At 63.1% G+C, this 21,533-nt stretch carries 20 protein-coding genes; 12 read left to right on the forward strand and 8 right to left on the reverse strand.

Annotation, left to right across the window (positions count from 1 at the left end; genetic code table 11):
* The first annotated feature begins 864 nt into the window (after positions 1 to 864).
* On the forward strand, positions 865 to 2,598 hold the full coding sequence (locus Q1A87_RS20225) for a PAS domain-containing methyl-accepting chemotaxis protein (protein ID WP_299655671.1): 1,734 nt from the start codon (positions 865 to 867) through the stop codon (positions 2,596 to 2,598).
* Positions 2,595 to 4,124: a chemotaxis protein CheW gene (locus Q1A87_RS20230; protein ID WP_299655674.1), complete on the forward strand. Its 1,530-nt coding sequence runs from the start codon at positions 2,595 to 2,597 to the stop codon at positions 4,122 to 4,124. Before Q1A87_RS20225 ends, Q1A87_RS20230 begins: the two co-directional genes overlap by 4 nt.
* A 31-nt stretch (positions 4,125 to 4,155) precedes the next feature.
* Here the strand turns inward: Q1A87_RS20230 and Q1A87_RS20235 are convergent, their stop codons facing one another.
* Both Q1A87_RS20235 and Q1A87_RS20240 read right to left on the reverse strand, forming a co-directional pair.
* Positions 4,156 to 4,569, reverse strand: a complete 414-nt coding sequence (locus Q1A87_RS20235) for a type II toxin-antitoxin system VapC family toxin (RefSeq protein ID WP_299655677.1) — start codon at positions 4,567 to 4,569, stop codon at positions 4,156 to 4,158.
* Positions 4,566 to 4,796: a type II toxin-antitoxin system prevent-host-death family antitoxin gene (locus Q1A87_RS20240; RefSeq protein ID WP_299655680.1), complete on the reverse strand. Its 231-nt coding sequence runs from the start codon at positions 4,794 to 4,796 to the stop codon at positions 4,566 to 4,568. The genes Q1A87_RS20235 and Q1A87_RS20240 overlap by 4 nt, the downstream gene beginning before the upstream one ends.
* 438 nt (positions 4,797 to 5,234) lie before the next feature.
* On the opposite strand from Q1A87_RS20240, the gene Q1A87_RS20245 reads away from it, so the two are divergent.
* Complete coding sequence (locus tag Q1A87_RS20245) at positions 5,235 to 5,720, forward strand: DUF892 family protein (RefSeq protein WP_299655683.1); 486 nt, start codon at positions 5,235 to 5,237, stop codon at positions 5,718 to 5,720.
* Between the two features lie 409 nt (positions 5,721 to 6,129).
* Here Q1A87_RS20245 and Q1A87_RS20250 read toward each other — a convergent pair whose 3' ends face one another.
* On the reverse strand, positions 6,130 to 6,678 hold the full coding sequence (locus tag Q1A87_RS20250) for a DUF4142 domain-containing protein (protein WP_299655686.1): 549 nt from the start codon (positions 6,676 to 6,678) through the stop codon (positions 6,130 to 6,132).
* 299 nt (positions 6,679 to 6,977) lie between these two features.
* Here Q1A87_RS20250 and Q1A87_RS20255 point away from each other — a divergent pair, with 299 nt between their 5' ends.
* A complete protein-coding gene (locus tag Q1A87_RS20255; protein WP_299655689.1) occupies positions 6,978 to 7,595 on the forward strand; it encodes a histidine phosphatase family protein in 618 nt (205 codons plus the stop codon).
* Positions 7,592 to 8,959, forward strand: a complete 1,368-nt coding sequence (locus tag Q1A87_RS20260; protein ID WP_299655692.1) for an amidohydrolase family protein — start codon at positions 7,592 to 7,594, stop codon at positions 8,957 to 8,959. The genes Q1A87_RS20255 and Q1A87_RS20260 overlap by 4 nt, the downstream gene beginning before the upstream one ends.
* Positions 8,960 to 9,023: 64 nt before the next feature.
* Here the strand turns inward: Q1A87_RS20260 and Q1A87_RS20265 are convergent, their stop codons facing one another.
* Complete coding sequence (locus tag Q1A87_RS20265) at positions 9,024 to 9,440, reverse strand: hypothetical protein (RefSeq protein WP_299655695.1); 417 nt, start codon at positions 9,438 to 9,440, stop codon at positions 9,024 to 9,026.
* A gap of 226 nt (positions 9,441 to 9,666) precedes the next feature.
* On the opposite strand from Q1A87_RS20265, the gene Q1A87_RS20270 reads away from it, so the two are divergent.
* Together Q1A87_RS20270 and Q1A87_RS24300 are read left to right on the forward strand one after the other, a co-directional pair.
* Positions 9,667 to 11,226, forward strand: coding sequence for an HWE histidine kinase domain-containing protein (locus Q1A87_RS20270; RefSeq protein WP_299655698.1), 1,560 nt, complete (start codon positions 9,667 to 9,669; stop codon positions 11,224 to 11,226).
* Positions 11,227 to 11,806: 580 nt separating this feature from the next.
* On the forward strand, positions 11,807 to 11,953 hold the full coding sequence (locus Q1A87_RS24300) for a hypothetical protein (protein ID WP_363323031.1): 147 nt from the start codon (positions 11,807 to 11,809) through the stop codon (positions 11,951 to 11,953).
* An 88-nt stretch (positions 11,954 to 12,041) separates the two neighbouring features.
* Here Q1A87_RS24300 and Q1A87_RS20280 read toward each other — a convergent pair whose 3' ends face one another.
* Positions 12,042 to 12,467 carry a type II toxin-antitoxin system VapC family toxin gene (locus Q1A87_RS20280; protein WP_299655701.1) on the reverse strand — a complete coding sequence of 142 codons (426 nt, stop codon included), beginning with the start codon at positions 12,465 to 12,467 and terminating at the stop codon, positions 12,042 to 12,044.
* Complete coding sequence (locus Q1A87_RS20285) at positions 12,464 to 12,703, reverse strand: plasmid stabilization protein (protein ID WP_299655704.1); 240 nt, start codon at positions 12,701 to 12,703, stop codon at positions 12,464 to 12,466. Before Q1A87_RS20285 ends, Q1A87_RS20280 begins: the two co-directional genes overlap by 4 nt.
* A gap of 495 nt (positions 12,704 to 13,198) precedes the next feature.
* Here Q1A87_RS20285 and Q1A87_RS20290 point away from each other — a divergent pair, with 495 nt between their 5' ends.
* The 4 genes from Q1A87_RS20290 (at position 13,199) to Q1A87_RS20305 (ending at position 18,093) form a co-directional block, all read left to right on the forward strand.
* Positions 13,199 to 14,455, forward strand: a complete 1,257-nt coding sequence (locus Q1A87_RS20290; RefSeq protein WP_299655707.1) for a CHASE3 domain-containing protein — start codon at positions 13,199 to 13,201, stop codon at positions 14,453 to 14,455.
* A gap of 306 nt (positions 14,456 to 14,761) precedes the next feature.
* On the forward strand, positions 14,762 to 15,841 hold the full coding sequence (locus Q1A87_RS20295; RefSeq protein ID WP_299655710.1) for a PAS domain-containing protein: 1,080 nt from the start codon (positions 14,762 to 14,764) through the stop codon (positions 15,839 to 15,841).
* Positions 15,841 to 16,224, forward strand: a complete 384-nt coding sequence (locus Q1A87_RS20300; protein ID WP_299655713.1) for a response regulator — start codon at positions 15,841 to 15,843, stop codon at positions 16,222 to 16,224. The genes Q1A87_RS20295 and Q1A87_RS20300 overlap by 1 nt, the downstream gene beginning before the upstream one ends.
* Before the next feature lie 348 nt (positions 16,225 to 16,572).
* On the forward strand, positions 16,573 to 18,093 hold the full coding sequence (locus Q1A87_RS20305; RefSeq protein ID WP_299655716.1) for an ATPase domain-containing protein: 1,521 nt from the start codon (positions 16,573 to 16,575) through the stop codon (positions 18,091 to 18,093).
* A gap of 118 nt (positions 18,094 to 18,211) precedes the next feature.
* On the opposite strand, the gene Q1A87_RS20310 is transcribed toward Q1A87_RS20305, so the two are convergent.
* Positions 18,212 to 18,436: a hypothetical protein gene (locus tag Q1A87_RS20310; protein WP_299655719.1), complete on the reverse strand. Its 225-nt coding sequence runs from the start codon at positions 18,434 to 18,436 to the stop codon at positions 18,212 to 18,214.
* A 12-nt stretch (positions 18,437 to 18,448) separates the two neighbouring features.
* Between Q1A87_RS20310 and Q1A87_RS20315 the strand changes: the two genes are divergently transcribed.
* Entirely contained in the window at positions 18,449 to 20,506 is a 2,058-nt protein-coding gene (locus Q1A87_RS20315; RefSeq protein WP_299655722.1) for a hybrid sensor histidine kinase/response regulator, read from the forward strand.
* A gap of 82 nt (positions 20,507 to 20,588) precedes the next feature.
* On the opposite strand, the gene Q1A87_RS20320 is transcribed toward Q1A87_RS20315, so the two are convergent.
* Complete coding sequence (locus tag Q1A87_RS20320) at positions 20,589 to 21,446, reverse strand: SDR family NAD(P)-dependent oxidoreductase (RefSeq protein WP_299655725.1); 858 nt, start codon at positions 21,444 to 21,446, stop codon at positions 20,589 to 20,591.
* Positions 21,447 to 21,533: the final 87 nt, after the last annotated feature.

Genomic DNA, 21,533 nt, shown 5'->3' on the forward strand with positions numbered 1-21,533 from the left:
AACAGCCGCCGTCCACATTCATCGCTTGACGGGAAAACCCCCGATCAGGCCTATTTCAAACCGTTGATGCCTCAGGCAGCCGCTGCGTAACCAAGGCGGAAATCCACTCAGGAAACGCCCGGAACCTGTTCAGACAAACCGAGCCACCTCTGCCTCATGGCTCGATCACCGACCTTTCTCTTGACCCTGACGCTCGGCCTGACCTCGAACGGCGCGGCGATCGCAAGGCCGTCAGACCCTGGTTGCAAGATGCTCTGATCCTTCGCGGCGGCAGCCACGCATCTGGGTCGGCTGGCAGACAGCATCGAGGGAAGGTACGAAGCCGGCGCGCTGACCTCGCACCGCAGGGCGCTGGAACGTATCCCGCCGACCATGTGGAACGCCACCTCGCGGGACCATCTTGCAGATCACGCATTCCGGCTCATCGGCCATGCCGAAGCTCTTCACGTGATGGGGCGTGACCTGGTTCACGGGGGCCGTGACGCAGGGCTTTGATAGGGCGTAACCGCCCCCCGGCGGCATCGAAGTGCCAAGGTAGGCAGTCACATGATCAACGCCACGCTGCTGACCAAGCCATTCTCCGTCTGGAACGCGGTCTTCGGTTGTCGAAAGGCGGACGCCCTTGATGTCGTTGCTACCTGATTTGGCGAGCTTGCCGGCGGGCTTCTCAACTCATGAAAGGAGATATTTACGTCGAAGGCGTACCGCGGAGGCGATGATGGCGTCTTATGGCAGCGATGTCCCGTTCGCTCTGGCGATAGCCACTCAGCAAAGCACCATGCCGCAGGAGCTATCATGACAAACGAAGCCACCGCCAAAACGCCCCCAACTGCATCCGCCGAAGTTAAAGACTCTGACACGGAGGTGACCCGCCAGCAGGAACTCGAAAGCTTCTGGACGGCCCTGAACCGGGTCCAGGGTGTCATCCAGTTCTCGCTTGACGGGCATGTCCTAGACGCGAACGACAACTTCCTTTCCGTCGTCGGCTACGCGCGGGACGAGGTCGTCGGGGAGCATCACGCGATGTTTTGCCATCCCGAATTCGTCGATTCTCCGGACTACAAGGCTCTTTGGCAAAAGCTGCGACGCGGCGAGTTCGTGTCGGGCGAGTTCAAGCGGCGGGCCAAGGATGGCTCCGACATCTGGATCCAGGCCAGCTACAACCCGGTCCTCGACGCGCGCGGCAAGGCGATCAAAATCATCAAGTTCGCGACGGACATCACGCAGCAGACGATCGACGCGGTCACCGCTGCGGGCAAGCTCAAGGCGATCGAGCGGAGCCAGGCCTGCATCGAATTCGACCTCCACGGCCATGTCCGGCACGCGAACCAGAACTTCTGCGCGGCCCTCGGCTACATGCCCGCCGAGATCGTCGGCAAGCGCCACAGCATGTTCTGCGATCCCGAATACGCCCAGAGCAGCGAGTACAGACAGTTCTGGCAGCGACTGGCCGCGGGAGAATACGAGAGCGGCGAGTTCAAGCGGATCGCCAAGGACGGGCGCGACGTCTGGATCCAGGCCACCTACAACCCGATCCTCGACGCGGACGGAAATCCCGTGGGCGTGGTCAAGTTCGCCACGGACGTCACCGCGGAGCGCCTGAAGAACCATGCCTTCGAGGCCAAGATGACGGCGATCGAACGGGCCCAGGCGGTGATCGAATTCGACGTCACCGGAAAGGTCGTGCGCGCCAATGACAATTTCCTGCGGGTGATGGGCTACACCCAGTCCGAGATCGTGGGCGAGCATCACAGCATGTTCTGCGACCCGGCCTACGTCAAATCGGACGAGTACACCGAGTTCTGGCACCACCTCGCCAGCGGTCGCTTTCATTCCGGCCGCTTCCGCAGGGTCAGCAAATTCGGGCGCGATATCTGGATCCAGGCGACCTACAACCCGATCTTCGACGATCAGGGACGCATGAGCGGGGTCGCCAAGTTCGCGACCGACATCACGCGTCAGGTCGAGCTCGAAGAGCAGGTCCAGCGACAGGCCGGCAACATGGCTGAGGAACTGCGCGCGATGAAGAGCGTCCTTGGAACCGCCGCCGAGACCCTGTCCCGCGCCGACGGGTCCGCCTTGGGATCGCGCGGGCAGGGCGAGCTCCTGACCGATGAGCTCGGCCGTGCGCGCTCGCTCCTGGACGCGATCACGCGCTCGGGCACCGAGATCGCCGAGGTCACGACCCGGATCGAGAACCTCGCCAACCAGACCAACATGCTGGCGTTCAACGCGGCGATCGAGGCCGCGCGTGCCGGCGAACACGGCATCGGCTTCTCGGTCGTGGCCGACGAGGTGCGCAAGCTGGCCGAACGTTGCCAGACCTCCGCGCAGGAGATCATGCGCCTCATGCGCACCCTGTCGGAGCAGATCGGGGAGGGGGGAGACGCAACGCAAAGCTGTCTCTCGATCTCGGAGAAACTGCTGGGCGGGATCGACGCAACGCTTTCGTCGATGAAGGCGCTCGGGGAAGCCCAGGAGCGGCAGACCGAGTGCGCCGACCTGTTCGAGACGATCGTCCAGAACCTGCTGGGCCAAACCGACGCCACACCTGTATTGCTCGCCGCGACCGCGCGCCGGACTGGACTGGCGGCGTGATCCCGGTCGATCCTCTACTTATCGCGACCTTGCCGGCGGAACTTCCGCCCGACGGCACTGCGACCGCCGTCGAGAAACCTGATGCCTCGATCACGGTCGCGCTCTTTGAGATCGGTAGCCATCTTGTCGCCTTTCCGATCGGTCTCGTCAGCGCGGCGATTACCCGACCTCGATCGCTTGCTTCCGCCCCCGAAAGTTGCACTGCCTTTCTAGGCACGTTCGAACACGCCGGCCAGTGCTACCCCTTGGTCGATCTGCGCATTACCCTTGGCTATCCTGTGGCGCCGATCGAAGATGTGGGTCATGCAGTCCTCCTCAAGCTCGGCGACAAGATGACGGCAATCGTCATTGACCGGGTCGAAGGGATAAAGTCCCTGCGTTTAGATGCCATCGTGCCGCTCCATGTCGTCTCGGGCGCAACGATCACGCCCGTTGCGCATGTCGAGGGGTACGAAAGGCCGGTCACCGTATTGATGGAGGCGGATCTCCTGGCTCTCAAAGGCCTTGCCTTCGGCGAGGCGACCCCCGCGATGCGGGGCAGGGGGGAGATAGCAAATAGTTCGCCAGGCTGCGGTGCGAAGTCCTGCTTGAGCGTTACGCGTCAGGGCATCATGTATGCCATAGACGTTTCCTATATCGTCGAGATCGTGACCACTCCGGCCGTGGTCACGATGGCGCTCCCCCAGCCGGGAGCTCTCGGCCGGATCGCGGCACGCGGCAAAGACGTCCTGCTTCTGGATCGGCTGGCGCCGGAGGAGCGCAGCGTGCCACGCGCCGCCGCTCCGAACTGCGCTCTCGTGCTCGATGTCGAGGGCTTGCGTTTCGCCGTACCCGTCGATGTCGTGCATACCCTCTCGAAACTTTCGACGTCTGCATCCCTGCCGGGGACCAGACAGACGGGTTCAGCCGCGGTGGGTCTTGCCGAGGCGCCTTCGGGAAGGACACCCCAAGTCGTTCTCAACCCGGCGGCGCTGCTCACTATGCCGGAGACCAGGGCCATAATTGCGTACTACAACCAGCAAACGCGAGAAGAGGGCATCAAGCCGATGTCGTCGGCTCATCACTCTTTCTTGGAACTGGAGACGGAGGGCCGGTTCTATGTCCCCCTGACGGACATACGAGAGATCGCCACGTTCCACCGTAGCGTCGTTGTCCATGCCGAGGACAGCCACACAGCGGACGGCTACGTTCACCATCGAGGGAATGCGATCGCCATCATTGATCTCGCAGCGCGCTGGAAATCCGGTCACCCGTCCAGCGAAAGCCTGAAGACCGTTGTCGTCCAGGATTCGGCCTCGAACGACTATGTCGGTTTCGTCGTCGACCGCGTCACCTCCATCGAACAATTCGAGATTGTCGAGATTCCCCAATCCGGCGCCGAGAGCGCCGCCGTCATCCGGGCAGCTGGAAACAACTACCGTAAGTTCTGGCGTTTGGTCGAAGCACGAGGGCGAGATAAGTCACGGATCGTCTCGATCTTCGACATTCTGGACCTGACAAGGAATGTCTTGGCCCCGGGGCATTAACTCTGAAAAATCCTCTTTAGAACATAGCAGATTATATCTCGCCTTCCCAAACTCGACCGTACCACGCTGGCATATTAGTCAGATCGTCAAAAGCGCCATCCTTCGAGATCAGCGGCAGAGCCATCTCGAGCGCCGTCGCGGCGATCATTCGGTCGAACGGATCGGGATGCGCCCAATCCATCGAACCTGCCTTCATAGCCATCCGTGCGGTGTACGGCGCTTCGCGGAAGCCCTGCGCCATGCTCAACGCGTCCAACCTTTCCGCATGCCGGGCCATCGCGTCCCACTTTCCCTTGCGCACCTTCAGCGTGATCTCGTGAAAGGCGCAGGGCGGGACGTAAACCACTGTCCCGCTTTCTAGAATGGAACGGACTTTTGCCCCCAGAACTTCCGGTGCGATGAGCGACCAGGCTAGGACGTGCGTATCAATCAGGACGTCTCTCACAACCCCCATTCCGCGAGTTCGTCTGGGTCCATAGGTTCAAGAAAGCTCGGGACGCTCTCGGGCGGCACCATTCCTGCCAAGAGACCCAACCGGACGCAAGACGCCGCCGCAGGTACAAGCCGAACGACGGGGCGACCGCCCCGTGCGATCACCACCTCCTCGCCGCGCTCGGCCGCCGCTACCAGTTCCGAAAGCTTGGCCTTCGCTTCTGCCACGTTCATCTGCATTGCCTGATCCCACCTGACTAAGGATGGACCATCATATAGTCCATACGTGCAAAAACGTCTATCTTCATGATCGATAGCCATATGATCCGCGGCCTGAGCCAACAAATTCTGAACATAATATCCTTAGGACATTAATTTCTTGTATTATAGTTGCTTACAGGGTGTTCTTAACACATTTACAGTAACTTCCCTTCCAGCATGGCATCAAGTCTGCTGCCCTTCGAGACGACCGGCAGGTCATGCTCCGAGGGTCACGCTCCAAAGCAGCATTCAGCCCTTCGATCTCGGCCTATATCCAAGCTTCGCCGTAGAGGTGGCCTCCGGAGGCTGGCCACGCTCACAAAGCTCGACCCGTGCAGCAAACCCACCCCCAACCACGTTCATCGATGGACACGCGATTTCGCGTCGGCCTGGTGCAACTGAAAAAGGATGGCGAAAATGTCGACGCTCAAGGATCTCTACGAGGAAGAGCTGCAAGACCTTTGGTCTGCCAACGACCAGATGGCCAAGGCAGTGTCGAAGATGTCCAGCAAGGCCAGTGACAAGAGCTTGGCCGAAAGACTTGAGAAGGCCAAGGACGGCATCGACAAGCATACCGAGATGCTCAAATCCCTTCTCGATGCGGCCGGTCTGAAGGTCCAGAAGGAGCATTGCAAGGGGATGGAAGGCCTGGTCGAGGAAGCCCGGAAGCACGCGCTCGACAGCGACCTCGAGGGCGCGGTGCTCGATGTCGCCATCATCGCCCAGTATCAGCGGATGTGCCATTACGGGATGGCTGGGTTCGGCACGGCCAAGGCCTTCGCCGAGGCGCTTGGCGAAGACGATGCGACGCAGAAGCTCGATCGTGCGCTCGACAAGATCTACGGCTCTGACGAATTCATGTCCGATCTGGCGGAGCGGTCGCGCAACCTCGAAGCGGTCTGACACCATAACGAACAAGTCCGGGACGGGTATACCCGTCCCGGGCGTCTTGCGGCGAGGAGAGATCCGTGTCCGTGGGCTCCTGTGTCGAAACCGATCAGCGATTTTAGGCAGGAGCTCCAATCGTCAAAAAAATTGCCTATCGTCAAAATTTCTGACGTTTGAACCAGTTCCGCATGAAATGGCCTTTGGTTGGATTCGGAGACCTGCATCGAGTTCAATAGGCGCGATGTTCGACAGGTTACACCGGGATCTGTATCGGTTGACCGTTGACCCGACGAACCGAGACTTGGCTTGTGGACTGACCACGCGACTGGACTGCGACCGGTCCCGGACGAAAAAATGGGCCGGAAGGTGTATTACGCAGAATCCTGAAAGCTCAAAGGACGCGATCCTTCAAGGGACGGCGAACTCACTCCTCTTGCAGAGGTTGTGGGGGCTGCTCTTGCCGCAATCGTGTAATCTCGAGGTGGGTGCGCAGGACCGGCAGCGTCGTACGAGCATACTGAGCGACCTGATCGTCGGATACCTGTTCACCCTGCTCGAAGACGCCGATGGCGCGCGCATGCGCCTCCAACTGATGGGCAAAGTAAGCCTCGTCGAACTCCGTGCCCTCCAGGTTGCGGACTTCCTCGAGCGTTGCCGTCTGCGCGTCAGTGGGTTCTGTCGGCAGCAACGCGGCATCCGGGCTCAGGGCCGCTGCCAGATCACCCATCGCCCGCGAATGGTGATCGAGCATGGTCCACGCATGATCCTCGACCCGCTTATCGTTGGTCTTCTGGAGCGCTATCACCGACATCAGAACCTCGGTCAGGCTGTTCTGGGCGGCTGCACTGGCGAACTCGTCCACATCGGCTGCCGCGGGCGCCGCCTCGGAGGTTTGCTGGGCCGAAGCGAGCATGGGCGTGATGGGCGCTATTGCCAGCATCACGGCGGCGGTTGCGATAGGCAGGGCGCGCATGTGGTAACCTTTCCGGGTTAAGCCAGCGTCCCGTCCAACGCGACATTTCTACAAAACGTTGCATCAGAAAAGGGGCTGCTAAACTAATTGTCTTTTACCAGGTTCTATGGCTTGCCTCTGCTTCAGGTTGCCTCGCCGAACGGATCCCGGACAACGCCGATTTCCCCGCGGACGCCCGGTGCCTCGTTCGAAACATGGCCGTTCTCGATGGTTCGGATCGGAACAACCGAAATCGCGGGGCGTTTCTCCGACCTGTATCTCCATCTCCGCCAGAAGCGGCGATCTGGATAGGGTTTTTCGTGACGCGCTATCTTCGCGAACTTCGACTGGTACTGACGACGCTGCTGTCTCTGGCATGCGCAAGCCCGGCCTTCGCCCAGCAGGACTTGATCGCCCGCATGCAGAGCGGTGGGACCGTCGTGTTCCTGCGGCATGCCGAGACGGACTATTCGCAGATCGACACGGGCCGGCTCGACGACCGGGCGGGACAGCGCAACCTGTCGGAGGCGGGGCGCGCGCAGGCGCGGGAGCTCGGCGCCGCCTTCGAGGCGCTCGACATCGAGTTTGCGCACGTGCGCACGAGCCCCGTCTATCGCGCCCGCGATACGGCCGAACTGGCCTTCGGCCCCGACGCGATCGAGGTGACGATGGATCTCGTCGCCGACGATTATGCGGGAGGCAACCTGCGCGACATGATCGCCGCCACCCGGGGCCTCCTCGCGACCGAGCCGCCCGAGGGAGAAAACCTGCTCCTCGTCGGCCACCGCACGCCTTTGGAGATGGTCACCGGCGATGGGTTCCCGGACACAATCCTGCCCGAGGGCGCGATGGCCGTCTTCGCGCCGGGGGGCGGGGTTACGCGCCTGCTCGGCACGGTGTCGCCGGACGCGTTGATCGCAGCGGCGGAGGCCCGATGAGGGGCGTGACCCGCCGGGCCGTTCTTGGCGGAATGACTGCTGCGATGGCCGCACCGGCCTGGTCCCAGCCGGCGACGCGCCCGATCCTGATCCGCGGCGCCTACGTGATGACCATGGGGCCGGACGGCGACATGCCCGAAGCCGACGTGCTGGTCGCGGACGGCCGCATCGAACGAGTCGGCGCCGCCTTGTCCGTACCGAACGTGGAGATCGTCGCCGGCGAGGGCCGGATCGTCCTGCCGGGTTTCGTCGACACGCACACGCATCTGTGGCTGTCGCAGATGCGCGGGCTGTTCAGCCGGTCCGAGGCGACCGCCTACTTTCCGCTCGTGGAGCAGCTCGGCGCCCGTTACCGGCCGGAGGACATGCGGATCGGCACGCTCTTCGGCGCCGCCGGAAACCTCGATGCGGGGATCACGACGACATTTCCCTATTGCGATAACATCCGGCGACCGGCCGATGCCGAAGCCGCACTGGCGGCGCTTGTCCGATCGGGGACACGGGCACGGTTTCACTATACCGGGCACGACGCGCTTCCGCCGGAGGATTACGTCGATCTCGACCACCTTCGCGCTCTGGCGGCGCGGTCGGATTTCGGCGGCGACGGCCTGATCGAACTGGCTTTCGGCCTGCGCGTGCCGAGGCAGGACGGGCGGGAGGCCGCGAAGGCGCGGGCACTGGACGAACTCGCGATCGCGCGCGCGCTCGGCTTGCCGATCTCGACGCATGTCAGCGGTGCGGACGGTCCGTCGCAACTTGCGTGGCTGGTCGAGAACGGATTGCCGGGTCCGGACATGCTGCTGGTCCATGCGACCGACGCGCCGCCGGACCTGCTCGCCGCCGTGGCACGGGCGGGGGCCGGTGTGGCGCTGACCCCGATCACGGAGCAGCGGGTCGGCTTCGGGATCACGCGGATCTCCGACTTCGATCTCGTCTCAGGGTCCCTCGCGCTCGGCATCGATGGCGCCCTGGCCGGCGCGCCCGACATGTTTGCGGTCATGCGGATGCTGCACAATGTCGAAGCCGGGGCGAGTGGCGATGAACTCGCCATCCTGCCGCGGCGGCTTCTGGAACTCGCAACAATCGACGGAGCACGGACCGTCGGTCTGTCGGACCGTGTCGGATCGATCGAACCCGGCAAGGCGGCCGACCTGATCATGGTGAACACCGAAGCGGTGAACATGGGGCCGGTGGAAGACGACCCTTCCGCGCTGCTGGTCTATTCCGCGGGCTCACGCAACGTCGAAGCGGTAATGGTCGCGGGACGCTGGCGAAAGCGGGCCGGCGCGTTGACCGATCTCGATCCGGAGCAACTGGCTGCCGCCGCTGCCGTATCGCTCGACGCGATCATGAGGGACGAATGAACTTCGGCCATTAAATCTCCCGTCATCCGTCTTCAGGCAAGTCTTGGCGCGCGCCTGCGAACGCTCAACTCTCAGCCAGGCTGTCGACAATGTCGTCCGGCAGGGACGGCTTGACGACGACGGGTGCGCTCAGGCTGGCGACGAGGGCCCGGATTTCAGGCCAGTTGCCTGTATGAAGGATGAACGGAACCTCCAGTCCCTTCAGCCGCTCGGCGACCATGCGCGAGGTATGTCCCCCAAGGTCGACATCGAGGACAGCCCCGGTGATCCGGCGGGACGCGTGGGCCTGGTCGATCGCCGCGAGGGCCGCGATCTCGGTCCGCACCGGCCCGATGACGGTCGCGCCTGCCTCGATGAGCGTGTCGGTCACGTCCATGCCGATGAGGGGCTCGTCCTCGACCAGAAGAACGACCCAGCCTTCGAGCTTGCGGGGAGCGGAGGCGAGCTCGGCCGGGGGTGGCGGGTCATCGGCGGCAGGCACGGTCTGATCCTTTCGGCGGCGATGTCAGAGACATCCTGATGGTCGAGACGAGCCCCGGGGCGGGCTGTCTGCAAAGACGAACGCGGCGAGGTCGTGCTTCGTTGCCGGAAACCTGGATCGGGCGGTCATCGGACCCGGGAGCGCGGGAGAATGGCCGACCATGCCTGTTTATGCAGGGGTCGTGATACGATAGGAGCACGACAATCCTTCTGACTGACGATTTTCCATGACCCAGCAAGCCGCGTCCGAACCAGACGGCGTTGATCGGAATTCCTCCGATCCAGTCCGGTTCGATCACGACCCCCTCCACCTGGCCCAGCTCATCGTCGACAGTGCGGTTGACTATGCGATCGTCACGCTGACCGCGGACGGCACCATCACGAGCTGGAACGAGGGGGCCGAGCGCATCATGGGCTGGACGGCCGACGAGATCGTCGGGCGCCCCGCTGCCACCTTCTTCGTGCCCGAGGACGTGGCGGCGGGACAGCCGGACTACGAGATGCGAGTGGCCACCGACCAGGGACAGGCCAAGGACGAACGTTGGCATCTGGCCAAGGACGGGCGGCGGTTCTGGGCTTCGGGACGGATGATGCCGCTTGTGGCCCGGCCCGACACGGAGGGTCCCACAGCTGAAGAGAACCTCGTCGATGCGCCCGGCGCACGGCAGGTCGGCTATCTGAAGATCCTGCGCGACCGTACCGCGCAGCGCGACGCGCTGGCGCGCCAGATCGCGTTGCTCGATCTGGGCGACCGGCTGCGGGACATGGAGGACGTGCGCCAGATGGTCGAGCTGGCTTCGGAGACGCTCGGCCGGACGCTCGGGGCGAGCCGGGCGGGATACGGCACGCTCGATGTCGACGGCTCGATCATCGACATCCGCGCCGATTGGAATGCGCCCGGCGGCCAGAGCCTCGTGGGCCGTCTGCGATTCGAGAATTTCGGGACTTATGCGGAGACGTTGCGGCGTGGCGGGACAGTGGCGATGTCGGATTGCCGGACGCATCCGGACGTCCCGGACCCGGAGCCGCTGGAAGCGATCGGCATCCGCGCCCTGCTCAACGTGCCGCTGATGGAGCGCCGCCGGCTGAAGGCGGTGACATTCGTCAACGACGTCCGGCCCCGGAACTGGACCGAGGACGAGCAGAACTTCGTGCGCGGCGTCGCGGATCGGACCGCGGCCGCCATCGACCGGGCCCGGTCGAACGCCGAGCGTGAGATCGTCGCGCGCGAGCTGGCGCACCGGATGAAGAACGTCCTGACGATCGCACAGGTCATCTCCGTGCAGAGCCTGCGCCATGCCGGCTCGCTCGACGAGGGCCGGAGGGTCGTGGCCGAAAGACTGGTGGCTCTGGGACGGGCGCAGGATATGCTGACCGACCTCGCGACCGAAGGGGCCGGACTGCGCGACGTGGCGCAGCAAGCGCTGGCTCCATACAGGAGCGACGAGAGCCGCATCACCATCGAGGGCCCCAACGTCGCGCTGACGGGGCCGCAGGTCCTCGGCCTCACCCTGGCGCTGCACGAACTGGCGACGAATGCCGGCAAGTACGGCGCTTTGTCGACGCCGGCCGGACGGGTCTCGATCGCCTGGAGCGTGGCATCCGATCGCGCCTTTGTCCTCACCTGGACCGAAACGGACGGGCCCATCGTCGCCGAACCCCAACACCAGGGGTTCGGCTCGCAGATCCTCGGGCGGGTCACGGGCGGCTATTTCGGCGGGACCTCCCGTACGGAGTATGCGCCGGGCGGGCTGCGCTTCACCATCGAGGGCCAAATCGGCACCTGATGGGTGAGCCGCCGCCCGTCCGACGTGATGGAGGGTGGCTGGTCGTGGGTATGATGAGGTCCATACGGCCAAACCCCGCGCCCGTCGTACAATAAGCTAGGTCTCGGTGGGAGCTCGAAGCGGACCTCAGCTCGTCTCTCATGCTAAGGTCCGCTGCCGGCATCCTGCGGGCGCCAGGGTGGTGATGGAGGATCGAAGGATACCTCATGCTCATAACCAACGTGCCTGTCCCGCGCCCGCGTGGAACCGCGGCCGCATCGCCGGCCAGAAGCGCGCGCTATTGCCTCGGCACGTCTTGGTTCGGCTTCGGGTTGTCGATGTCTTTGTTGCAGGCAGGGTGAAGGAACGGTCCGGCGTCGTGCAGATTGAGACGCCGCGCCCGGTGTGGTTCGAAATCGCCGAGACGACGCGGGAGGCGGTCCATGCCTGGATTGCTAGTCCAGCAATGATCGGATCGATCCATTTGTGGCCAAGCCGTTTCTACGACAGCCCGCACCTCTCGGCCCGGTAATACGGCAGGATGCGGAAGGACTGGTTCGCCGCTATCGGGCTTGAGCCAAGCGCCTACGGGACGCATTCGATGCATCGGACCAAGGCGGCGCAGGTCTACAAGACTACGTGCGCCGTGCAGCTGCTCCTCGGTCATACGAAGATGGACAACACGGTCCGCTACCTTGGCGTCGAGCTGGAGGATGCCCGTGCGATCTTGGAAGGCATCACCGTGTGATCGTCTGATCGAATCTCTATCAGGCGTCGACCGTAAGAAGTGGCGGTCGACGACCCTAGTCTGTTCCGAGGTAAGAATTGGTCCGACGCTACTTCTCATCGTCCTCGAATGGGTCGATGACGTCCACGCCTGCCGCTCGAAATGGTACTGTGTCTCGCGTCGCGACGGTGCAGCCGCGATGAAGCGCGATCGCAGCGATCATGCAGTCCTGGAAGCTGACGGCGATGCCCCTGCGTCGGGTCTCGCCCAAGACCGTGCCAAAGATCAACGACGCGCTGTGATCGAACCCCAGCTCCCGGCCGGCAAACAACGCGAGCATTCGGTCAGCCCGCGCCCGGAGGTCATCGCGGCGCGCCTCCTCCTTGTGGGACTCTACCCCGCCCATGATCTCGGCCACGGTCACGGTAGTCAGATAAAGCGATGTGTCAGCCTGGGTGTCGAGAAACGCCATCACGCTGAGAGCGGGGCGCGGCCGCATGATCTCGGACATCACGTTGGTGTCGAGGATGATCACGGCAGGTCGCGGGGCTCGTAGGGAACGCGATCGGCCTCGAAATCGATGTCCGACAGTTCGGCACCTGCCCAGATTGCAGCCAACCTGTGACCGAAGCCGAGGCTGGTCTCCGGCAACAATGCGCCGCTCAGGATCTCGCGCGCGACGGCTTCGGCGCTCTTGTTCTCTTGTCGCGCCCGCGCCTTGAGCGCGCGGTGGACCTCGGGGGGAAGCTGGCGGACAAGCAGCTGTGGCATGATGCGATCTCCTCTCCGCGTTGCTATCAAAGGAAGAATTTGATAGCAATGAAGATGGCGGGGCCTTCGGTGGCTGAGCCTTCGCCATGCGGTGATCGATTCAGGCCGACACCAGTCGTTCGTGTCGGCCCAAAGGCCGCTACTTTGCGGGACGGAGCTATGCCACCGGACCCACGATGTGAATCCCAGGCAGGATTTGCACAACAAGGTCCACATACTAACGGCAGTAGCGCAGAGCGACGCCGTCTAAGGTTAACGAAGCGTAAACGCTTGGTTGGGATAATACGTCAGAGGTTCATGAAGATCGAACGTGGGCCACAGAACCGAACCCGTTCCTCGGTCTCGTTCAGCAGACCGCTCGAATACATGCGACGATCCTAGTCGAGGATCCTTTTGATGACGACGATGACCCAACCAGCAGTCCCTGGCGTTGGCATTGCGGCGGTCCTGCGTTCCGTTCACATATCTTCGCGTGTCCTTGTCCTGGCTCTGTGCTTGATCCTGGCAGCCATCGGTGCGGCGCTGTTTCAGGCCGTCGTCGCCGAGCAGCGGGCGCGACATCAGGTCGAGACGACCACCGAAATCCTGTTCCTGCTGCGGGAAGGCCTGCGCGCGGGGGTCGATGTGGAGACCGGCCAGCGCGGCTACCTTCTCACCGGCGACCCGGAATACCTGCAACCCTACGAGCGCGGGGCGGCAACCTGGCTAGCGACCATCGTGAAGTTGCGGACGGCGTTCGAAGGTACCGCGACGCCTGGACAGCGGGCCAGGCTCGATCGCCTGGAGGCACTTGCCCGCACGAAGCTCGATGAGGCCAGCCTGACGATCGATCTGGTCCGCGATGGACAGCGCGCCGATGCGCTCGCCTTGGTGCGGAGCGATGAGGGCAAGCGGATCATGGACAGGACCCGAACGATCGTCCGCCGGTTGGAAGAGGCGGAAAACGCGACCCTACGCGACACGCTGGCCATCGCACGCCTCGTGGAGGCGCGCACGCTCCCGATCCTGTGTGTTCTCGGCGGCGCCATTCTGGCGCTCGTGGCGCTCGGCTTCTGGTTGGCGCAAAGGGCCGCCCGAGCAGAGGTCGCCGCACTGGACGCGGAGGAGCTCCGCCTCGCACGCGCCCATTCCGACCTCTTGGCGCATGAATTGAACCATCGGGTTAAAAACCTGTTCGCCGTGATCCTGTCCATCGTGTCCCTGTCGGGTCGGAGACAGAGCGACGTCCACACGGTCATCCAGAACATTCAGGCCCGCATCCATGCGCTGTCGGCTGCTCATTCGATCAGCCAGGGAAAAGTCGACGCCAAGATCGTGCCGCTTCGCGATGTGCTGAGCACGATCCTCGAACCCTACCTGCCCGAGGGCGGACCCGACGCGGCGATAGCCGCGCCGCGCCTCATGCTGTCGGGCGATGTGGTGGATCTGCCCGTGACGGCTGTGACCCCGCTTGGCCTGATCATCCACGAGTTGGCGACCAATGCCGTAAAGTATGGCGCGCTTTCCACGAACCAGGGTCGGGTGACCGTTCTATGGACGCGTTCCGTGGATGAGAGTGGCGCGACGTTGAAGCTTGTCTGGACAGAGCAGGACGGACCCCGCGTCCCGTCATTCCGCAAAGACGGCTTCGGATCGGCGATGATGGCGCAGGCCGCCGTGCAGCTCGGCGGCAGACTGGAGCGCGACTGGCAGTCGGACGGCGTACGGGTGACGCTCGAGTTTCCGCTGCAAGTCGAGCGGCCGGCGATCTGACCTGCGTCATGCCGATCCCTTTGACCGTATCGACAAGAAATACGAGCTCGTTTCCCATCCGCCCAAGGTCGATGCGCCAGACGTCCCCGCGCCGATTGCAATGGACCAGCCTGGGCAGTCGGTCCGCGCACCGCCATGGGATAGCCCGGCCGAGTGACGCTGCCGACCTGAGCAGCTGCGACACCGCGACGGATCAACCGGCGGCGAATTCGCGTTTAGCCGTAGAACTATCAACGAAATCAGACATATCCTGTGAAGAAAGACCTCTGTGATGACCGCACGCGACAAGATCGATCAAACCGCTGGATGACGAAAGACAGCCGGCAGGCCTATCGCATCTTCGACGACAGTCCCCAGAGGTTCCGTGACAGCCATGTCGAGACGAAATTCGACGGCGCCTCGGACGTCCTCTTCGAGCAAGCCATGGCACAGACGCGGATGGCGATCTGCTTGTCCGATCCGAACCGGGACGACAGCCCCATCGTCTTCGCGAACCGAGCCTTCATTGACCTGACCGGCTACCCCGAAAGTGAGATCGTCGGGCGCAACTGTCGCTTCCTGCAAGGCCCGGACACCGATCCCGAGGCCGTCCGGAGAATCCGCAAGGCGCTGGAGACCGAGTCCGTGACGGTGGTCGAATTGCTGAACTACCGCAAGGACGGCTCGCGCTTCTGGAACGCCCTTCACCTGGGTCCGATCTACAACGACAGGAATGAGCTGCTGTACTACTTCGGAAGCCAATGGGACGTCTCCGACGTCCATGCCGCACGGGCCGAGGAGGCCCATTCCAAGGCCATGGCCCGCGAGCTTTCGCATCGCATGAAGAACATGTTCGCGGTTATCACGTCGATCGTGCGAACGACGGGTCGGATCGAGGGCAATCCCGAGATCGCCCGCACGATCAACGGCCGGATCCGCGCGCTCGGACGGGCCTATGAGCAGACGCTGGACGATGCGAGCCGGGGATCAATCGAGGTCGGCCAGGCGATTCGTGCCGTGCTGTCCCCTTACGATCCCGGAGGGACACGCTTCCGGTTCATCGGGAACGGCCTGCGTGCCGATACCAACGTGGTGTCGGTGCTGGGCCTGGCGCTTCACGAACTGGCGACGAACGCGGTCGAGGACGGCGCGCTGTCCGTGGAAGGCGCGACGATCGACGTGGACTGGCGGGACGGCGAGGATGCGGACGGGGACCGTCGTCTCGTCGTGCTCTGGAGCGAGCGGGTAGACCAGGCGGTGGCATCGGAGCGGTCGGCGTCGAAGACGGGGAAGGGCATCATCGAAGCGTTGTTACAGAGCGCGGACGGAACGATCGCCGACGACTGGAGCGCGGACGGGTTCGAGGTCCGCCTCACCCTACCTTATGGCACCGGAAGATCCTCGTAATGAGAGAGCACGATGACCAGCCGATCCGCGTCCTCGCTTTGGACGATTCCCCGATCATCCTCATGGATCTTGAGTACACGCTGGAGGATGCAGGGTTCGAACCGATTTGCGTCCGAAACTGTGCAAAGGCCCTCCACGTGATCGATGAGATGCGCCCCGACGTCGCGATTCTCGACGTGAATCTGGAGAACGAGACGTGCGAAGCGGTCGCCGTAAGGCTTCGGGCGCTGCAGGTCCCGTTCATGCTTCATACGGGCGATCTGGAACGACAGGACGAGCTCGTTACCCGGCTCGACGCACCGATCCTGGCGAAGCCCGCCTTCTCGGAAATGATCGTGCAGGTCGTCCGAAACCTCCACCACGCAGCGGAACGCTCGATCTAGTTTTCGCTCGACCATCCTCGAGGTTCTCAAAACCATCGGTCCATTCGCGCTCATCTCGTAGGGCAGGGGACGCAGGTCGGCCCGTTCGATGTCCTGATCGCCGGTCAGGCCAACGCCCGCGGGATACCGATCGTGGCGGCGGACACGAAGGAGTTCGAACGCGTGCCGGGACTCGAGGTTCGAAACTGGCGGATGACGTAATGCGCGCGTGTCAGCTTCTAGGTTTATGCCCCTATGTGGCGTGTCCATCCCCACGGACCCGTTGATAACGACCGGCGGGAGCCACATACGAAGTGTAATTGCCCTTCGATCAGAAATAAGGAGCCTCAACAACGCGAGGCCTGAACAATGACGAAAACCACGAAAACACCCAAGCCGGTCGAGCAGTCTGAACGCAGCCTGACCGGCACCGATGGCCTTGACCATATCCTGCAAGGGGGATTGACCAGCTCTCGCCTTTATCTCGTCGAGGGAACGCCGGGTACGGGCAAGACGACGCTGGCGTTGAAGTTCCTTCTCGAGGGTCTCAACACCGGAGAAGCAGGTCTCTACGTCACGCTGTCGGAAACGACGAGCGAGCTGACCGCAGTCTCGCAGTCGCATGGCTGGTCCCTGGACGAGCTCGACCTGTTCGAACTGGTCAGCGAGGACGGGATAAGCGGGGACAACGAGCAATCCCTCCTTCATCCGAGCGAAGTGGAACTGGGCGAGACCGTACGCGGCGTCATTGCCAAGGTCGAAGAGACGAATCCGAAGCGCGTCGTGCTCGACAGCCTGTCGGAACTTCGGCTCCTGTCGCAGAACCCGCTACGTTACCGCCGTCAGATCCTGGCATTGAAGCACTTCTTCGCCAACCGGAACTGCACCGTGCTCATGCTCGACGATCGCACGGCGGAGCCAGGCGATCTGCAGCTGCATTCCATCGCCCACGGCGTCATCCTTCTGGAGCAGACCGCAAGCGACTTCGGGGCGGAACGTCGGCGCCTCAGGATCGTCAAGATGCGCGGTTTGCAGTACCGCGGCGGGTATCACGACTTCACCATCGAGAAGGGAGGCATCAGGGTCTATCCGAGACTGATTGCCGCCGAGCATCACGCGACCTTCGATGCCCGGCCATTGTCGACCGGCCTCGCGGAGCTCGATGCGCTGCTCGGTCACGGGCTGACACCGGGGACCAACACGCTGCTGTCGGGACCCGCCGGCGTGGGCAAGACAACCACGGCGGTCCGCTGCATGATCGCGGCGCTGGAGCGCGGGCAGCGGGCGGCCTATTACCTGTTCGACGAACGGCTGGGGACGCTTCTGATCCGGTCGGCCGCGCTCGGCATGGATCTGCGCCCCTATATCGAGTCGGGGCAACTGATGCTCCGGCAAATCGATCCGGCAGAACTTTCGCCCGGCGAATTCGCTGGCGCCGTCCAGAGCTCGGTCGAGACGGACGGCGCCAGCGTCATCGTGATCGACAGCCTCAACGCCTATCTTCACGCGATGCCGAGCGACAACTTCCTGGTCCTGCAGATGCACGAGCTCCTGAGCTATCTCAGCCAGAAAGGCGTAATCTCTCTCATGATCCTGGCCCAGCACGGCATCACCGGCGAGCTGCGCTCAGACGTCGACATGAGCTATCTCGCGGACACGGTCATGTTGCTGCGGTTCTTCGAGGCGGACGGCGAGATCCGAAAGTCACTGGCGGTCCTCAAGACCCGGACTTCCGATCATGAGCGTACCATCCGCGAACTCAAGATCAATCGAACAGGTCTGGTCATAGGTGCACCGATGAAGGGCTTCCGAGGGGTTCTCAGCGGAAGTCCGAGCTTTGTCGTCAAGGGCGAGCGGCTGATCGACGGCGAGGCACATGCCGACGAGTAGCGGCCCCCAAGCCGGCCATGTCGCGATCCTCGCCCCACGCGGGCGCGATGCCGACGTTGCGGAAGCCCTTCTTGCCGCGGCGGAGGTTCCATGTGTCGTACTGCGATCCCTAGGTGATCTATGTCATCTCCTCACCCAAGGCATAGGCGCGGTCCTGATCACCGAGGAAGCGCTGCAGGGCCACGACCTTGGCACTCTGCAGGCGCTGCTGGCCGACCAGCCGGCCTGGTCGGACCTCCCCTTCGTGGTCATGACGAACGGGACCGGGGCGACGCGCACCGCAGCGGAACTCGACAGGATCGACGCGCTCGGCAACGCCCTCCTGTTGTCCCGTCCTCTGCATGGCGACGAGATCGTGCGCGCGGCACGGTCCGCCCTCAAGGCGCGCCACCGCCAGTACGAAGTGCGCGCGCGTATGCTGGAGCTTCAGGCGCGCGAAGCGGATCTGCGTGACAGCGAGCAGAAGTTTCTCGCCATCGCCAATTCCGTCGACCAGATGATTTGGACAACCCGACCCGACGGCTTCCACGATTACTATAACGACCGATGGTACGAGTTTACCGGGGTGCCCGCCGGATCGACCGATGGCGAAGGCTGGAACGGCATGTTCCACCCCGACGATCAGGAACGCGCCTGGTCGGTCTGGCGCCATTGTCTGGAAACCGGCGAAACCTATCAGATCGAATATCGGCTGAGACATCGCACGGGACAGTACCGCTGGGTTCTGGGCCGGGCCCAGCCGGTGCGGGACGACGACGGTCGCATCATCCGCTGGTATGGAAGCTGCACCGATATCCACGAGCAGGTCCTGGCTCGCGAATCTCTCGCGGAGTCACGCGAACATCTCGAAACCGCGGTCCGGGATCGTACCGCCGAGCTCGCCGATCTCTATACCAAGACCCCGGTCGCCCTGCATTCCCTCGATGCCTCCGAGCGTCTGGTCAGCGTCAGCGACCGGTGGCTAGCCTTCATGGGTTACGACAGCCGCGACGAGGTGATCGGACGCAAGATTCTGGATTTCATCTCCGCCGAAAGCCTTGCGGCGCACGATTCCCAGTATCGTCAGTCACTGTTCGAGTCCGGGGTCGTCGAAGACCTTCCGTATGTCTGCATCAAGAAGAATGGCGAACTCGCGGATGTTCTCATCTCGGCGCGCACGACGATTGCCCCCGATGGGACCGTGTCGAGAATCATGGCGTCCATTGTCGACGTGACGGAGCGGAAGCGCGCGGAAGCGGCTCGGGACATGGCAGAGTCGGCCCTGCGGCAGAGCCAGAAGCTCGAGACGATCGGACAACTCACGGGCGGCGTCGCGCACGACTTCAACAACCTGTTGATGGCAATCCGGTCGAGCCTCGAGCTTATGGAGCGCCGCCTGCCAGCGGGGGACGACAGGCTGGCCAAGCTCCTCGAGAATGCGATCCTGGCCACCGACAGGGGCGCCGGGCTGACGCAGAGAATGCTCGCCTTTGCCCGCAAACAGGAACTCGACGCCCAAGCGGTGAATGTCGAAGCCTTGCTGGAAGGGACGCGCGATCTTCTGGAGCGCTCCCTCGGTCCACAGGTGGAGATTTCCTATGCGATATCGCCGGATACGACAGAGGCGCACGTCGATGCCAATCAGCTCGAACTCGCGCTCCTGAACCTCTGCGTCAACGGCCGGGACGCGATGGACGGAAATGGCAGGCTCATAATCGCGCTCGACAACGTGGAATCCGGCGAGCTTGGCTCCGGCACGTACGTGCGTATTGCGATCACCGATACCGGCACGGGTATGGATGCCGCGACGCTGGCGCAGGCGATGGAGCCGTTCTTCACGACCAAGGGCGTTGGAAAGGGAACCGGGCTTGGCCTTTCGATGGTCTACGGGTTCGCCAGTCAATCGGGCGGCACGCTTCGCCTTTTGAGTGAGCCGGGCAAAGGCACGACGGCGGAGTTGCTTCTTCCCGTCGCGAAGGACGCGGTGCAGCGTCGTCCTGTCGAGTCCGTAGAAAGCCCAGTGTCGGCCTTACGGACGGAGAAAGCCACAATTCTTGCGGTCGACGACGACGTCCTTGTGCTCATGGGAACGGTCGGATTGCTGGAAGATATGGGCTACGAGGTCCTCAAGGCGAATTCGGGGAAGAAGGCTCTCGAGATACTCGCCACACGGGCGGATATCGACCTCGTCATCACGGATCATGCGATGCCGAAGATGACCGGGGTGCAACTCGCGGAGTTGATCCACGACGGACGCCCTGATCTCCCGATCATCCTTGCCACCGGATACGCGGAAATGCCGGAAGGTGGCGAACGACATATCTCCGTTCGACTGGAAAAGCCTTTTCCCGAGAAGCGATTGTCACAAGCGATTGCGCAGGCACTTCCGTCGGGAGGTTCGATCGTTTCTTCCTCTGATCGAAAGACCGGATAGACCAGCCAGATACCGCTGCGGGCAGTCTATCGACTAAAGGCAGGGCGCTGCGAAGGCACCAAATGGTAGTAGCTATGTGCGTTCAGTCTCGCCCGTTCCGGTCCTCCTTCCTTACCCAAGCCTTGAAGGCGTCCGCCCATTCGGGATGCCACCGGGAAAGGGGCGGACGGTTTTCGACAATGTCACCGGCCGCCCAGAGGATCCGGCGCTCGTCGGTGGCCCGGTTCACTTCACCGTCGGGGCACAGAATGTAAAAATCGTCTCGATCAAGAGCGTCCAGCATGAACGCGGCCGTCTGCTCCGGCGTCCAGGCGCCGTCGGGCTTCTCCGAGCGCCCCCCCGCAGTGAGCGGCGTCCATACGAAGCCCGGGATTAGAAGGCGCACTTCGACGCGGACATTGTCTTCACCGCGCAGCTCGTGCGCAAGCGCCTCGGCGAACACCTTTACGCCAGCCTTGGCGACGTTGTATGCCGGATCGCCTGGCGGTGTCGTGATGCCCTGTTTCGAGCCGGTGACGACGATGAGCCCGGCATCGCCAGAGCGGAGCATCCGCGCCCCAAAGCTCTGCGCGACGTGGATGACGCCGCTCAGGTTCGTGGCGAGCACGGCGTCCCACGCGTCGTCCTCGCCGAACATGGTGCTGCCCGGTTGCACGGCGGCGTTGTCCATTAACAAATGCACCGCTCCAAAACGCGCAAAGACCTCTTCTGCAAGGGTCTCGACCGCGGACCGGTCGGATACGTCGGTCTGCAGGCCCGCGATCTCGACCCCCGTCGGTGCAAGCTCGCTTCTTGCTGCGGCAAGACGATCCCCGTCCCGGTCGACCAGTACAATCCGCATTCCGGCCCCGGCAAACTGTCGGGCTGCCGCTAGCCCGATACCTGAGGCGCCTCCCGTCACGACAGCGACCTTATCTTTCGCAATCAAAGCGTGAGTCATGGTTCCTCTTGGTAGTGTCCCGGGGCGTGGTGTAGGAACTGGCGTCCACCTGCTTCTTCATAGCTGGTGTCGCTCGTTCATTGAGCG

Source organism: uncultured Jannaschia sp., assembly GCF_947494055.1.
Classification (GTDB): domain Bacteria; phylum Pseudomonadota; class Alphaproteobacteria; order Rhodobacterales; family Rhodobacteraceae; genus Jannaschia.